15 protein-coding genes are annotated in these 13,873 nt (G+C 72.1%); 7 read left to right on the forward strand and 8 right to left on the reverse strand.

What is annotated here, in order from left to right; genetic code table 11:
- Positions 1 to 72: 72 nt before the first annotated feature.
- On the reverse strand, positions 73 to 1,107 hold the full coding sequence (locus tag BLQ91_RS09490) for an EamA family transporter (protein WP_218130205.1): 1,035 nt from the start codon (positions 1,105 to 1,107) through the stop codon (positions 73 to 75).
- Positions 1,108 to 1,161: 54 nt separating this feature from the next.
- Here BLQ91_RS09490 and BLQ91_RS09495 point away from each other — a divergent pair, with 54 nt between their 5' ends.
- Positions 1,162 to 1,716, forward strand: coding sequence for a CGNR zinc finger domain-containing protein (locus BLQ91_RS09495; RefSeq protein ID WP_090096359.1), 555 nt, complete (start codon positions 1,162 to 1,164; stop codon positions 1,714 to 1,716).
- A gap of 83 nt (positions 1,717 to 1,799) precedes the next feature.
- Positions 1,800 to 2,189 carry a hypothetical protein gene (locus BLQ91_RS09500; RefSeq protein ID WP_090096360.1) on the forward strand — a complete coding sequence of 130 codons (390 nt, stop codon included), beginning with the start codon at positions 1,800 to 1,802 and terminating at the stop codon, positions 2,187 to 2,189.
- Positions 2,190 to 2,195: 6 nt separating this feature from the next.
- Here the strand turns inward: BLQ91_RS09500 and BLQ91_RS09505 are convergent, their stop codons facing one another.
- A complete protein-coding gene (locus BLQ91_RS09505) occupies positions 2,196 to 2,597 on the reverse strand; it encodes an ankyrin repeat domain-containing protein (protein ID WP_090096361.1) in 402 nt (133 codons plus the stop codon).
- An 11-nt stretch (positions 2,598 to 2,608) separates the two neighbouring features.
- Positions 2,609 to 4,867: a catalase gene (locus tag BLQ91_RS09510; protein ID WP_281199323.1), complete on the reverse strand. Its 2,259-nt coding sequence runs from the start codon at positions 4,865 to 4,867 to the stop codon at positions 2,609 to 2,611.
- Positions 4,868 to 5,017: 150 nt separating this feature from the next.
- Here BLQ91_RS09510 and BLQ91_RS09515 point away from each other — a divergent pair, with 150 nt between their 5' ends.
- Positions 5,018 to 5,536: a hypothetical protein gene (locus BLQ91_RS09515; protein WP_245733303.1), complete on the forward strand. Its 519-nt coding sequence runs from the start codon at positions 5,018 to 5,020 to the stop codon at positions 5,534 to 5,536.
- Here BLQ91_RS09515 and BLQ91_RS09520 read toward each other — a convergent pair.
- The 3 genes from BLQ91_RS09520 to BLQ91_RS09530 form a co-directional block, all read right to left on the reverse strand.
- A complete protein-coding gene (locus BLQ91_RS09520; protein ID WP_245733335.1) occupies positions 5,503 to 8,232 on the reverse strand; it encodes an AfsR/SARP family transcriptional regulator in 2,730 nt (909 codons plus the stop codon). The genes BLQ91_RS09515 and BLQ91_RS09520 overlap by 34 nt on opposite strands.
- Positions 8,233 to 8,325: 93 nt before the next feature.
- Positions 8,326 to 8,520 carry a hypothetical protein gene (locus BLQ91_RS09525; protein ID WP_090096363.1) on the reverse strand — a complete coding sequence of 65 codons (195 nt, stop codon included), beginning with the start codon at positions 8,518 to 8,520 and terminating at the stop codon, positions 8,326 to 8,328.
- A 20-nt stretch (positions 8,521 to 8,540) separates the two neighbouring features.
- On the reverse strand, positions 8,541 to 9,725 hold the full coding sequence (locus BLQ91_RS09530; protein ID WP_176959642.1) for a putative glycoside hydrolase: 1,185 nt from the start codon (positions 9,723 to 9,725) through the stop codon (positions 8,541 to 8,543).
- Between the two features lie 328 nt (positions 9,726 to 10,053).
- Here BLQ91_RS09530 and BLQ91_RS09535 point away from each other — a divergent pair, with 328 nt between their 5' ends.
- A complete protein-coding gene (locus tag BLQ91_RS09535) occupies positions 10,054 to 10,569 on the forward strand; it encodes a M15 family metallopeptidase (protein ID WP_090096365.1) in 516 nt (171 codons plus the stop codon).
- Between the two features lie 7 nt (positions 10,570 to 10,576).
- Here BLQ91_RS09535 and BLQ91_RS09540 read toward each other — a convergent pair whose 3' ends face one another.
- Together BLQ91_RS09540 and BLQ91_RS09545 are read right to left on the reverse strand one after the other, a co-directional pair.
- Entirely contained in the window at positions 10,577 to 11,140 is a 564-nt protein-coding gene (locus tag BLQ91_RS09540) for a TetR/AcrR family transcriptional regulator (protein ID WP_218130206.1), read from the reverse strand.
- Positions 11,137 to 11,973: an NAD(P)H-binding protein gene (locus tag BLQ91_RS09545; protein ID WP_090096366.1), complete on the reverse strand. Its 837-nt coding sequence runs from the start codon at positions 11,971 to 11,973 to the stop codon at positions 11,137 to 11,139. The genes BLQ91_RS09540 and BLQ91_RS09545 overlap by 4 nt, the downstream gene beginning before the upstream one ends.
- A 174-nt stretch (positions 11,974 to 12,147) precedes the next feature.
- Between BLQ91_RS09545 and BLQ91_RS43315 the strand changes: the two genes are divergently transcribed.
- From BLQ91_RS43315 to BLQ91_RS09555, 3 genes are all read left to right on the forward strand, one after another.
- Positions 12,148 to 12,279, forward strand: coding sequence for a hypothetical protein (locus tag BLQ91_RS43315; protein ID WP_281199325.1), 132 nt, complete (start codon positions 12,148 to 12,150; stop codon positions 12,277 to 12,279).
- Entirely contained in the window at positions 12,279 to 13,367 is a 1,089-nt protein-coding gene (locus BLQ91_RS09550) for a YeiH family protein (RefSeq protein ID WP_090096367.1), read from the forward strand. The genes BLQ91_RS43315 and BLQ91_RS09550 overlap by 1 nt, the downstream gene beginning before the upstream one ends.
- 107 nt (positions 13,368 to 13,474) lie before the next feature.
- Positions 13,475 to 13,873 (forward strand): TOBE domain-containing protein, encoded by a 399-nt coding sequence (locus tag BLQ91_RS09555; RefSeq protein ID WP_090096368.1) that lies wholly within the window; start codon positions 13,475 to 13,477, stop codon positions 13,871 to 13,873.

The following is a 13,873-nucleotide window of genomic DNA, read 5'->3' on the forward strand; positions in this document are numbered from 1 at the left end:
TCCCCCTGTTCACAGGCTCCGGCCGCAGAGTGTGGAGCACGGCCGGGGTCTTGCCGCAAGACCCCGGTCGCGCTATAAGTTGGGTGTGGCGGGGAGAGGGGGTCTCCTCGCTTCCGTCGTTTCCGCGGTGGGGGTCAGGCGGTGCCGACCGCCGGCCGCGGGCTCCTGCACCTCCGGCCGCTCGGCCCTGACCGACGCGATGCCCGCGAGGATCAGCAGACCACCGGCGAGCTGCAGCGGGGAGAGCTCCTCACCCAGCAGGACCCACGCGAACAGCGACGCCGAGACGACCTCCAGCAGCGCGATGAACGACGCCACCCGCGAGCCGAGGATCCCCGAGGCGGTGATGCCGGACGCGTAGGCGAGCGCCGTGCCGACGACCGCGACCACGAGCAGCGGCACCCACCAGGCCGTGGTGGCGCCCAGCAGCCGCAGGTCGTCGAACGTGGCGGTGAACGGCAGCAGGCCCAGCGCGCCGACCAGTGCCAGCACGGGCGCGGCCAGCAGCAGGCCCGCACCGGCGAGCGCGACCGGGGGAAGGCCGTTGTTGGGGCGTGCGGCGATCACGAAGTAGACGGCGCACCCGATGGCGGCGCCGAACGCGGCGGCGAGGCCGATCGGGTCCACGGCCCGGATCGCACCGGGCCCGATCACGAGCACGAGACCGCCGAGCGCGAGCACCGAGCCGACCAGCACCACGGGCGCGGGCGTCTTCCTGCTGACCGCCCACGTGAACCCGACCAGCAGGAGCGGCGCGAGGAACTCGATCAGCAGCGCGGTCGCCACCGGGATCCGCTGGATGGCGGCGAAGTACAGCACCTGCGTGACCGCCACGCCGGCCAGTCCCATGCCCAGCACCGGCCACCGCGCCTGCCACAGCACGGTCCACTTGCCGCGCAACGAGAACAGGACGAACGGCAGCAGCACGAGTCCCGCGACGAGCGCGCGGGCCGTCACGGCGGCGGTCGGCGACCAGCCCGCCTCCAGCAGCGGTTTGACGAACGCCCCGGAGGTGCCGAACGAGATGAACGAGATCGCGGCCGCGACCAGACCGGCCGACTTCGACGCCATTCCCACGGTCTGCCTCCCGGCCCTCGGTGCTGTCATGACCTAATCTGTTCTTCACCCCTGACGTTAGGTGCGTCCGAGTGAGGAGTCAACTTGCGTTTTGCCCCTGACACAGAGGAGTCGCTGGCCTTCGTCGTGGCCCTGTGCAACACCCACCCGTCGGCGTCGCGCGGCGGCGAGGACGAACTGGCCACGGTCGACGGGCTCATGGCGCTGCTCGGCCGCTACCCCTACACGGGCCGCATCGACCGCGACGAGGCCGAGCTGCGCGAGGTCCGGAACACCCGCGAGCTGCTCAGGCACGTGTGGACGCTCAGCCGCGACGACGCCGTGGAGGCCGTCAACAAGATGCTCCGCGACGGCAAGGCGCTCCCTCGCCTCGTGCGGCACGACGACCTCGACTGGCACATCCACGCCACCGAACCCACCTCCCCGCTGGCCGAGCGGATCCGCGTGGAGGCGGCGCTGGCCCTGATCGACGTGATCAGGACCGACGAGGTGGACCGCCTGCGGATCTGCGCGGCCGACGACTGCGAGGGCCTGCTGCTCGACCTGTCCCGCAACGGCCTCAAGCGGTTCTGCGGCGTGCGCTGCGGCAACCGGATGAACATGATCGCCTTCCGCGAACGACAGGCAGAGCGCGGCTGACGAGCGGTGCGCCGCGCCCCCGCCGGCGCTCGCGGGCACTACGGTGGTGATCAGCGAAGCGGCGAGAGGGGCGGGGACGCGACATGACGTCGTGGAACGAAATCGTCAACTACGTTCGGCTGCGGTACGAGGTGCTGGAGGAGACCGACGTCTGGCTGCGGTTCCGGCTCGACACCGGGAACGGGCGCACCCAGCAGGTCTCGGCGCACCACGTGCACGAGTCCGACGTGGACTGGATCGAGATCTCCTCCGCCGTCGGCCGGGCCGAGGAGATCGACCTGCGCCGGTTCCTCGAGCTGGCCGGTGTGTCGCTGATCGGCGGTGCGGGCGTGGTCGACGGCATCGCGCTGCTCAAGCACACGGTGCCCCTGGAGAACCTGAGCGTGCGCGAGGAGTTCGAACGCCCGTTGGCGCTGCTGGTCGCCAGTGCCGACGCGTTCGAGCACGAGCTGACCAGCAGCGACCACTTCTGAGGCCGCTCAGCCGCGCTCGCGCGCGGTGAGCAGCTCCAGCATCTCGGTCAGGTCGAAGAACCGCGCCACGTCGAGCGCCGACCGCGGCCCGAGCGCGGGATCGGCACCTGCTCGCAGCAGCAGCTCCACACTGCGCCGGGAGCGGCGGAAGACCGCCGCTCCCAGTGCCGTCTGGCCCCGGTCGTTGACCCTCCCGGTGTCGGCGCCGCGCTCCAGCAACGCCGCGACGGTGTCCGGGTGGTCGTGGTACGCGGCCAGCACGAGCAGCGAGTCGCCCGCGCCGTTGGTGAGGTTCACCGGCACCCCCGCGTCGACCGCCTCGGCCAGCCGGGCGGTGTCGCCGGTGCGGGCGAGGTCGAACAACGAGCGGAGGAAGGCGAGGTCCTCCTCGGTCAGCGCTTCGGTCACGAGCGGGCTCCTCAGGAGATCGTGGCGGGGAAGCGTTCCCAGACGCGGTGGGCGCCCAGCAGCGCGGCCACCTCGCCGAGCACCTTCGTCGCGTCGTCGCCGACCGCGATGCCCGCACCCGCGACCCCGGAGGCCTCCAGCGCGGCCTGACCGGCGCCCCACGCGCCGATGGCCTTGGCGTGCCGGAAGCACTCCTGGACCATCAGCACGACGCGCGGGTCGACGAGACCGCCGGGCGCACCGGCCTTCGCGTCACGGGCGGGCGCCGCGTCCGGACCGGGCGGCGGGCTGCCCGCGAGCAGCAGGGCGTCGAACTCGACCGACCGCGCCGTGAGGAACGTGCGCTGCGCCACCAGGCCGGAGTCCCCGATCGGGCCACCGGTCGGAGCGATCAGCAACGGCACCATGCCGGCCGCCAGGATCGTCTCGCGGACCGTGCGCACACCGTCGAGGTCGGCCGGGTCGACCACGATGCCGATCATGCGGCCGTCGGTCGGCCAGGTCTTCCCGACCTGCGACAGGGCGGGACTGGGCGCGACCTTCTTCGGCTGGACGGCCGGTGCCGGTGCCGGGAGCCCGAGACCCTTCGCCACCTCCGCGCACAGCGTCGGGTCGACGTTCGCGAGCACCCGCAGCTGGCGTTCCTTGATCGCCTGCTCGTAGCACTTGCCGAGCTCGAAGGTGAACGCGCGCACCAGGTGTTCCTTCTCGACCGGCGACAGGCTCAGCCAGAACAGCCTGGGCTGCGTGTAGTGGTCGGAGAACGAGGCGGGCGACTGCCGGACCTTGGCCGCCTTCGGCAACGGCTGCGCGACCTCGACGAACGGCCGATCCGCGGCCGAGGCCTCGAACGGGTTGCCGCCGTCGAGGGTGTTCGGCTTGTACGGCGCCACGCCCGCGTGCACGGCGTGCTGGTGGTACCCGTCGCGGAACATGTCGTTGACCGGCGCGTGCGGGCGGTTGATCGGGATCTGGTTGAAGTTCGGCCCGGCGAGCCTCGTCAGCTGCGTGTCGAGGTAGGAGAACAGCCGGGACTGGAACAGCGGGTCGTCGGTGACGTCGATGCCCGGCACCAGGTTGCCGAGGTGGAACGCGACCTGCTCGGTCTCGGCGAAGAAGTTCATCGTGTTGCGGTTGAGCGTGAGCAGGCCGATCGGCTGCACCGGCGCGAGCTCCTCCGGCACGAACTTCGTCGAGTCGAGCAGGTCGATGCCCTCGAACGTCTGCCGCGGCGTGTCCGGGAAGAGCTGCACGCCGAGCTCCCACTGCGGGTGCGCGCCGGACTCGATGGCGTCGGCGAGGTCGCGGCGGTGGAAGTCCGGGTCGATGCCGTTGATCATCTGCGCCTCCTCCCACACCAGGGAGTGCACGCCGAGCTTGGGCTTCCAGTGGAACTTCGCGAGCGTGGTCCCGCCCTCGGCGTTGACCAGCCGGAACGTGTGGACGCCGAAGCCCTCCATCGTCCGGTAGGAGCGGGGGATGCCGCGGTCGGACATGTTCCACATGACGTGGTGGGTGGCCTCGGTGTGCGTCGAGACGAAGTCCCAGAACGTGTCGTGCGCGCTCTGCGCCTGCGGGATCTCCCGGTCGGGGTGCGGCTTGCCCGCGTGGATGACGTCGGGGAACTTGATCCCGTCCTGGATGAAGAAGACCGGGATGTTGTTGCCCACGAGGTCGAAGTTGCCCTCCTGGGTGTAGAACTTCGTCGCGAACCCGCGGGTGTCGCGCACGGTGTCCGCCGAGCCGCGCGACCCCAGCACGGTCGAGAACCGCACGAACACCTGCGTCTCGACGCCGTCACCCAGGAACGCGGCCTTGCAGACGTTCGAGGCGGTGCCGTAGCCGACGAACGTTCCGTGCGCGCCATAGCCACGTGCGTGCACCACGCGCTCGGGGATGCGCTCGTGGTCGAAGTGCATGATCTTTTCGCGCAGGTGGTGGTCCTGCAGCAGCGTCGGGCCGCGCTCGCCGGCCTTCAGCGAGTGGTCGGTGTCGTACAGCCGCGCACCGGCCGAGGTGGTGAGGAACTCGCCCTGCTGCCCCATGCTGAGCTTCGGGGCACCGGTCGGCGCGCCCGTCGGGGACACCGTCTCCGGCCCCGTCTGGTCCGGCTTGGGCGGTAGCGGCGCGCGGGGCTCGGTCGGCTCGTCGAGCGAGGGCGGCTCGCTGTTCGGGACTCCGGGGATCGGCGGGTTCACCATCTCGGTGACCTTGTCCACCGCCTTCTCGACGGCCGCCTTCACGAGCTTGCCTGGCTTCTTGCTGGCCAACTGCGTCCTCCTCAGAACAAGCAACGTACGAAGGCGTTACCCGCGATCTCGCCGTCTATGCGTCATCGCCGTGTATTGGCGATGTATCGGCCGTGGATGCAGCCCCGGGACGCTGCCCCAGCAGTGCAAACGTTGGGAAAAGGGGATGTCATGCGGTTCACCAAGATGACGGCGGCGGTAGTCGGCCTGCTGGGTGCGGCTCTGATCGGCACGGCGGCGCCGGCCGGTGCGGCGAGCCAGGAGGTGTTCAGCCCGAGCGTCGAGGTCGCGCAGCCGTGGCTCGAGGACACGGCCTCCGTGAGCGTCGCCGAGGGCGACGTCTCGATCCAGCAGACGGCGGCCGGCGCCATCAGGTGGATGTCCGACCGCCGCGGCAGCACCGCGTACGAGGGCTACTGCGAGCGTGCCGTGCGGCTCGCGTGGAACCGCAGCACGCACCATGCGTCGGCTATCGCGCACTGGCGTTCATCGGACGGCACGCGGCGCACCACCGGCACCCCGCCGAGGGGCGCGTTCGTCTTCTGGAACACGAGCCAGTACGGCCACGTGGGCATCGCGGACGGCAACGGCGGCTTCTGGTCGACCAGCGTCGGCGGCAGGATCGGCCACGCGAGCTCGGTCGGCTACTTCCGCAACTACCTCGGCTGGAAGCCCGGCAACAGCAACTGATCGAGTGCGCCCGCCGCGCGTGCCAGCGTGCGCAGCGCGGCGGGCTCGCCCTCGCGGTTGCCCGTGCGGCGGTAGGTGTCGAGCGCCTGGCACACCAGGTCGTGCGCCGCCTGCGGGTGACCGTTCGACAGCAACGCCTCGGCCAGCTCGACCTGGGCGAACGCCGTGCACCGCTCGTCGGTGAGGTCCATCAGGATCATCACGGCCCGGCGCGCGCTGACCAGTTCCGCGTCGTGCTCGCCGGTGCGGCGGTACAGCGTCGCGAGCCGGACCAGCACGAGCGCCTCCCGGTGCGCGTCACCGAGGTCCGCGGCGAGCCGCCGGGCACCGGTCAGCCACGCCCGTGCCTCCTCCAGCGAGCCCAGAGCGCAGTGCACCGCGCCGATCGACGCCCGCACGTGCGCGATGGAGTGCAGGTCGCCGGCGGACTCCAGCAACGCCAGGGCCTCGCGGTAGCAGGCCATCGAACGCTCGTGCTCCGCCCGCAGCCGGTGCACCACGCCGAGGCCCGCCACCGCGGTGCCCTGGCCGCGTTCGTCGCCGGCCGAGCGGTAGAGCTCCCGCGCGGCGAGCAGGTCGCGTTCGGCGTCCGCGAACTCGTCGCGGTAGATGTGCACCTGGGCCAGGCCCCGCAGCAACGCCGCCTCGCCCGCCGCGTTCCCTGCCGCGCGGACGCACTGCAACGCCCTCGTGTGCGTCCTGGCCCAGTCCTCGTAGTGGCTGTGCAGGTCGAAGAACGGCACGCAGGCCGCCGCGAGCTGCCACGCCACGTCGTCGAGCCCGGCGGAGGCCGCGAGGTCGACCAGCCCGCACAACGTCCTGCGCTCCGCCTCGAACCACGCGACCGGCTCGGCCAGCAGGTGCTCCGGCGCGCGCACCCGGTCGACGGCCGCGATCGTCGTGCCGAACGTGACGGGCAGCCGGTGCGCCGCCGTCACCGCGAGCCACAGCCACGCCCGCACCGTCCGCTCCAGTGCGCTGTGGCGGTCGGCCGCCGTGCCGGCGAGTTCCAGCGCGTGGCAGCGCAGCAGGTCGTGCAGCCGGTAGCGGGGCTGGCCGATGCCGTCCGCACCGCACGACTCCAGCAGGTTCGCGTCGACCAGCTCGTCGAGGAGGTCCTGGCTGTCCGGCTCGCCGAGCAGCGTCTCGACCACCCAGCCGGGGAAGTCGTGCGGACCGAGCAGCGCGAGCCGCGCGAACGCCCGGTGCTCCCGGTCCGCGAGCTGCCGGACGCTGAGGTCGAAGCTCGCCCGCACGGCCAGCTCCCCGGAGCTCAGCTCGCGCAGCCGCGTCGACTCGTCCACCAGCCGTTCCCGCAGCACCTGCATCGACCACCCGCTGCGGCCCGCGAGCCGTGCGCCCGCCACCCGGATCGCGAGCGGCAGGTGACCGCACGCGAGGGCGACGGCCGCGGCCTCGGCGGGCTGGGCCCGCACGCGGTCCTCGCCCGCGATGCGCGCGAGCAGCGCGGTGGCCTCGTCCGGGGCGAACGGCCGCAGCTCCACCTGCACCGCGCCGGGCAGCTCCGGCAACCGGCGCCGGCTCGTCACCAGCACCGCGCACCCGGCGCCCGCGGGCAGCAGCGGCACGACCTGGCTCACCGACGCGGCGTCGTCGAGCACCACCAGCACGCGTGTGCCGGCGAGCCGCGAGCGGTAGAGCGCGACGCGGGCGGTGAGCTGCGACGGCAGCCCGGCACCGGTGATCCCGAAGGCGTGCAACAACTCCGTGATGACGTCGCCCGGATCGCGCGGCTCGCCGGTGGTGCCCGCGAGGTCGACGTGGAGCTGACCGTCCGGGAAGTGGCCGCCGACCAGGTGCGCCACCCGGAGCGCGAGCGTGGACTTGCCGACGCCGGGCGGTCCCGTCACCCCCGCCACCGGAGCGGACACCGAGTCGCGCCGCAACGCCGCCACCAGCACGCCGATCTCGTCGTCCCGGCCGCAGAAGTCCGACACCGACGGCGGCAGCTGCCGGATCGGCGTGCCCGTGGGTTCCTCCCGCAGCACCGCGAGCTGGGCTTCGCGCAACGCCGGTCCCGGTTCCAGGCCGAGCTCGTCCGCGAGGCGCGTGCGCATGTCCGAGTAGACCTGCAACGCCTCGGCCCGCCGGTTGTCCCGCCGCAACGCGACCACGAGCTGCGCGCAGACGCTCTCGCGGTAGGGGTGCTCCGCCAGCAACGTCCGCAGCTCGGGGATCGCGGTGGTGGTCTCACCCCGCGCCACCTGCAACGTGAGCCGCTGCTCGGTCGTGGCGAGCCTCGCCTCCTGCAGCCGGGCGATCGCGGGTGCCCACGCGTCGTGGTCCGGCAGGTCCTCCAGCGGCCGGCCGCGCCACAGGGACTCCGCCCGCCGCAGCAGCTCCAGCGCGGCGCCGGGCCTGCGGCGGGCGTCGGCCACCAGTTCGTCGAACAGGAGCGCGTCGAGCTCGTCCGGCCGCACGGCCAGGACGTAGCCGGTGCCGTGGGTGCGCAGGTGGTCGTCGAGGACCTTGCGCAGCTGCCAGACGTACGTGCGCACGTTCGACACCGCCGACCTCGGCCGGGAGACCGGCCACAGCGCCTCCACGAGCTGGTCGAGCGAGACCCCGGTGTTCGCGTGCAGGGCCAGGTGCGCGAGCAGCGCCCGTTGCCGGACCCCGCCCAGGCCTTCGCGGCGGCCGTCCCGCCACACCTCGAGCGGTCCCAACACCCGCACGCCCAAGCCGCTGATGGCTCCTCCGCTCGCCGGGCCCTCCGGCGGGAGGGCGGTGGTGCCACCGGCGGCGTCGTGCGGGACTGCGGCAGTTCGTCAACCGGCGGCCTCACTCCGACGCTTGCGCCGCTCGACCAGTTCCGTGCCGATGCACACCCCGAGGAACGAGAACGCCGCACTGACGAGCCACCTCGCGGAGTCGTGGAACACGACCGCGAGCACGACCAGCACGACGAAGACGGCAGCTTGGAGGAGGAAGGGGAGACGGCGTCCGCGCTTGATCCGGTCCACGCCTGCGGATACCCCGTGCGTCAGCAGTTCGCACGCAGCAGCGCGCCGCTCGTGCCCGGCAGCTTCACCGACCTGACCTGCTTCCCGTCCTGGTCGGTGTGGGTGCGCGGGAGCCGCACCTCGACCTCGCGGCTCCCGGTCGGGTTGGCGTTGACCACGACCGCGCCGCAGGTGAAGTCCCGGCGGTAGACCTTGTCCGCCACGGCCCGGTACACGCCGGCCGGGTGGCCGAGGTGCCAGTCGTACTCGGCGTGCCACGGCGTCGGGTCGCCGTAACCGTCGGTCTTCGCGACCTCGGCGATCGCGGTGTTGCCGTTCGTGGTCATGAACATGCCGGCCACCGCGTACCGGAACGCCTTCGCGTCGCCCACGTCGAAGTGCGGCTGCACCCACGTCATCTTCCCGGCGGCCTCGTTGGCGGCGATCTGCGCGACCTGCTTGCGCCAGCCCTCCGCGTAGTCCTCCAGCAGCCCGTTGCTCGCGAACACGAGCCACCACTCGTCGAACCCGCCGTCGAGGAAGGCGCTGTAGGTCTCCCAGCCACCCGGCTGCAGGCGGGCGTTGGTGAGGTTGCCGACCGCGAGCAGCCCCGCGGCCGAGAACCCGGTCCTGACCTCGGCGAGCATGCCCCTGTAGGCCCGCTGGAACGACGCGTGGTCCGGGTACTTCGCCGGGCACGTCCCCGAGTGGTAGGCGTCGCAGGTGAAGAGGGCGTTGTCCAGGAACACCCCGTCGAACCCCGTGGCCTCGGCGTTCGCGACGACCGCGGTCACCCACGCCCTGCGGTAGCCGGGGTTGCCGACGTCCATCTGCCAGTGGCCCTCGTAGCCGGAGTAGACCAGCTCCCTGCCGCCGGTCCCGCGCAGGAACCACTCGGGGTGGGTGGCGCGGACCCGGCAGTAGCCGAGCCCGGCGGGCAGCTGTTCGTCGTCCCTGCCGTTCTTGCACGCGTACGAACGGGTGGAGGAGAGGTCCTTGTAGACGTAGACCTTCACCGCCGGGTTCACGGCCTTGAGCTTGCGGAGGAGGTCGCCCTCCCAGGCGTTGAGCACGATGTGCGCGCGCCGTCTCGCCTCGACGGCGAGGGTGGCGTCGTCGACCGGGGTGCTGTTCAGGTGCAGCCAGAAGGACTGGGCGCGTCCTGCGGGAGCGGCTTCCCGCGCGGCCAGCGGTGGCGCCGCGGAGCCGGTCAGGAGAGCCGCCACGAGTAAGAGGGAACTCCCCGCGATGCCTGTCCGCTCAACCATTTTTCCTCCTGGCCCGGAAAGGTCTTCGTTTCGCAAGCGCATTCCCGGGATGCCCGCTCTCCGGTCCACGGGCGGTACTTGCGCGGTAAACCACCTGGTGCGGTCCGGGGATCGGGTCCGAACGACACCGAGGGTGTGCCCGAAGTTCCTGATGGCGCAGCGGTGCGGCCAAGAGGGCGGCATCCGTTGCAGAACGCGCACACTCCGCGTGCGGCGCGATGACATCGACCGCGCAGTGTCGGAGGAGTCGGATTCCGGCACCATTCACGGGAGATCAGCGGTGGTAATGCGAACGGTTCCGGTGGCCGCGCTCGTCCTCGCGGTGGCGGCCTGCGCACCCGGAGCGGATCCCTCGCCCATCGGCACCACCGGGGACGGCAGCATCCCGGCGAACCAGAGCATCTCGCTGGACGACAGCGGCCACGCCGCCCTCGCGAACCTCGACCCCGCGCTGCTGGCCGCGGTGCGGGCGGCCGCCGCCGACGCGGCGGCGCGCGGGGTCGAGCTGAAGGTGACGTCGGGCTGGCGCAGCAGGGAGTACCAGCAGCGGCTGCTGGACGAGGCCGTCGCCCGCTACCGCAGCGAGGAGGAGGCCAGGAAGCTGGTGCACCCGCCGGACAGGTCCAGGCACGTGACGGGGCAGGCGATCGACATCGGGCCGACCGCCGCCGCCGACTGGCTGGTCCAGCACGGCGCGGACTACGGGCTGTGCCAGGCGTACGCCAACGAGATGTGGCACTTCGAGCTGCTGACCACGCCCGGCGGCCCGTGCCCGCAGCCGCAGGACAGCGCGAACGGGTGAGGGGCCGTCAGCGGCAGGCCGCCTCGATCAGCGCCGCCAGCGACCGCGCGGCCCTCTGCTCGCCGCTGATCCCGCGCAGCATCGCCGCCCCGAGGGCCTCACCCGCCCCGACCAGGCCGATGCACCGCCGCTTCAGCTCGGCCAGGGACAGGGACGAGTGCGGCTTCAGCACCGACGCGAACAGCCGCACGTAGCCGTCGAGCAGCTCGTGGTGCACGGCCACCTTCTCCGCGCTGCCCTCCAGCGCCGCGCCGATGGCGTGCCACTCGCCGCCCGTGTCGAGGAAGCAGCGGATGTACGCCACCGCCAGGACGTCCGCGGTCTCCCGGAGGTCGCGCCCCCGCGCGAGCTCGGTGCGCAGCGCCTGCACCTGTTCGGCGTCGATCGTCCGGTACAGCTCGATGAGCAGCACCGACCGCGAGGGGAAGTGGTCGTACACGACCGGCTTCGACACGCCCGCCCGTTCGGACAGGCGGGCCAGCGTCAGCCGGTCCGCGCCGTCCTCGCGGACCATCCGGCGGGCCGTGGCGAGCAGCTGGTCGCGGCGTTCCTGCTTCGAGAGGCGCTTCACGGCGTCAGGTCGGCCCGGTGGTCCGCGGCGAAGGCGGCCAGGGTGCGCGCGGGGCGGCCCGTGACCTTCTCGACCACGTCCGTCACGTCGGCGAACACGCCGTCCGACACCCGGTCGAGCGTCCAGACGAACTCTTCCCGCTCGAAGCCCTCGAGACCGGAGACCGCCTCGTCGGCCGTGACCTCCTCGTGCGCGATCGGGCGACCGAGCGCCTCGGTGAGCACCGCGGCCGTCTGGGGGAGCGTGAGCGACTCCGGGCCCGTCAGTTCGTAGACCCGGCCGTCGTGACCCTCGTCGAGCAGCGCGCACTCGGCGACCGCGGCGATGTCCCGCGCGTCGATCCACGCCAGGCTCGCCCCCGCCCCGGCGAACGGCAGCCGCCCGTGCTCGGTGATCTCGCCGCGGTAGAACCGGTCGTCGGTCAGCACCTGCATGAACCAGCTCGGCCGCAGGAACGTCCACGGGTGCCCGCTCTCCCGGACAGCGCTTTCCGCCCGCACGGACCAGTCACCCGGTTCGAACGAGTCGACGTCGCGCTCGGACAGCAGCACGATCCTCGTGGTGGTGGGGATCCTGGTGAGCAGGGAGGAGATGAGCTCCGGGGCGTCCGGGCGGTCGGGCCGCACCAGGAACACCGCGTCGACGCCCTCGACCGCGGCGTCCCAGCCGCCGGGGTCGTCCCACGAGAACGCCGTCGGGACCACACCTCCGAGGGTCACGGACGACGGGTTGCTGCTCCCGCCCAGGACCTCGACGCCGGGGCGGGCCGCGAGCAGAGCGGCGAGCGGGACTCCGGTCTTGCCGCGGACTCCCGTGATCAGAACGCGGGGCATGGAAGCTTCTCCTTCGACGGTCTCGGCTGAACTGCTTCTGGCACCGGCACCACCTTACCTACTTTTTGTAGGTTACGCGGATCGCTGTGCGCCGTTCCACATCGCGGGAGCCCTTGCCGCACCTGCTCCGCTGCTCTGACCATTGCCGCCACCACGAGTGGACGGAGGGGCGGCGTGAGCGCGGAAGAGGGTGTCGGCCGCGAGCGCAGGCTCGCGGTGAACGAGGACTGGGCGGCGACGATCGCCGGACTGGTGCTCCTGGTCCTGGTGCTGGCGCGGGTCGTGCCCGGCTGGCTGGTGCCGTGATGGCGGAAGTCGAGACGGGGCGACGTCCTCGGCTGCTCCGGGCGGTCGGCGGCGCGGTCGTCGTCGTGGTGCTGGCGGCGCTGACCCGCTACCTGGAGCAGAACGTCCCGGTGTTCACCAAGGGCACGTGGCTCGGCGGCATCGCGAAGAGCGTCGAGTACCCGGTCTACGCGATCCTGCTCGGCCTGCTGGGCAACGCGGTGCTGGCCGGACTGGGGGTGCGGGACAGGCTCGCCGCGGGGTTCCGCACGGAGTTCTTCATCAAGACCGGCCTGGTGCTGCTCGGCGCGTCGATCAACTTCGCGGTGGTCGTCAAGGCGGCCGGGCCCGCGATCGCCCAGGCGTTCCTGCTCATCGCGCTGGTCTTCGGCTTCACGTGGTGGCTCGGCGGCAAGCTCGGCCTCGACTCGAAGCTGCGGGCGCTGCTGTCGTCGGCCGTGTCGATCTGCGGCGTGAGCGCGGCCATCGCGGCGGCGGGCGCGGTGCAGGCCAAACGCGAACAGCTCGCGTACACGGCGAGCCTGGTCATCATCTTCGCGCTGCCGTCGATCTTCGTCCTGCCGTTGCTGGTCGACGCCCTCGGGCTGTCCACGGCGGTCGCGGGCGCCTGGATCGGCGGCAACATCGACACGACCGCGGCGGTGAGCGCCGCCGGCGCGCTGGTCGGTGAGGAGGCGTTGCAGATCGCCACGATCGTCAAGACGACGCAGAACGCGTTGCTCGGCGTCGTCGCCGTGGCGCTGACCGCCTACTTCGCGCTGAAGGTCGAGCGGACCGGTGACGCGAAGGTGAGCGGCCGGGCGCTGTGGGAGCGCTTTCCCAAGTTCGTGCTCGGGTTCCTGGCGGCGTCCGTCATCGCGACGGTGTTCCTGGAGTCCGGCGGCGACAGGTCGGTGATCACCACGGTCAACGACCTGCGCACGCTGTTCCTGATCCTGGCGTTCGTGTCGATCGGCCTGGAGTTCCGGGTGGCGCCGCTGCGCGAGGCCGGGTGGAAGCCGATCGGCGTGTTCGCCGGCGCGACCGTGTTCAACCTGGCGGTGGGTCTCGGCCTGGCCAGCGTGCTGTTCGCGGGGTTCGGCGGGTAGAGGTGAGCGGGTCGGGCGGTGCCGCCGGTGCGTTGCCGGCGGCACCGCCGCGAAGCCGGCCACGATCCGGGCCTTGCATCCGCAAAAGCGGAGTCTAGGATGTTCTCATGCCGAATCTGCGGATAAGCGAGGCGGCCGGACTGCTCGGCGTCAGCGACGACACCGTGCGGCGGTGGATCGACAACGGGCGCCTGACGTCCACGACGCTCGAGAACGGCCGCAAGGCCATCGACGGCAAGGAGCTCGCGGCGTTCGCGCAGCGGCTGACGGAGTCGTCCGAACCCGGCGTCACCGTCGCCGCCTCGGCCCGCAACCGGATGCGGGGGATCGTCACCCGCGTCGTCAAGGACGGCGTCATGGCGCAGGTCGAGATGCAGGCCGGGCCGTTCCGCGTCGTGTCGCTGATGAGCCGCGAGGCCGCCGACGAGCTGGGGCTCGAGGCCGGCAGCGTCGCCGTGGCGTCGATCAAGTCCACCAACGTCGTCGTGGAAATCCCGGAGGCTTGA

The sequence above is a fragment of the Lentzea jiangxiensis genome (assembly GCF_900104175.1).
Classification (GTDB): Bacteria; Actinomycetota; Actinomycetes; order Mycobacteriales; family Pseudonocardiaceae; genus Lentzea; species Lentzea jiangxiensis.

Excerpts from the sequence above, each read along its gene's own strand:
- BLQ91_RS09490 (WP_218130205.1), bottom strand. The coding sequence starts at position 1,107 with ATGACAGCACCGAGGGCCGGGAGGCAGACCGTGGGAATGGCGTCGAAG.
- BLQ91_RS09535 (WP_090096365.1), top strand. The coding sequence starts at position 10,054 with ATGCGAACGGTTCCGGTGGCCGCGCTCGTCCTCGCGGTGGCGGCCTGC.
- BLQ91_RS09555 (WP_090096368.1), top strand. The coding sequence starts at position 13,475 with ATGCCGAATCTGCGGATAAGCGAGGCGGCCGGACTGCTCGGCGTCAGC.
- BLQ91_RS09550 (WP_090096367.1), top strand. The coding sequence starts at position 12,279 with ATGGCGGAAGTCGAGACGGGGCGACGTCCTCGGCTGCTCCGGGCGGTC.
- BLQ91_RS09500 (WP_090096360.1), top strand. The coding sequence starts at position 1,800 with ATGACGTCGTGGAACGAAATCGTCAACTACGTTCGGCTGCGGTACGAG.
- BLQ91_RS09515 (WP_245733303.1), top strand. The coding sequence starts at position 5,018 with ATGCGGTTCACCAAGATGACGGCGGCGGTAGTCGGCCTGCTGGGTGCG.
- BLQ91_RS09545 (WP_090096366.1), bottom strand. The coding sequence starts at position 11,973 with ATGCCCCGCGTTCTGATCACGGGAGTCCGCGGCAAGACCGGAGTCCCG.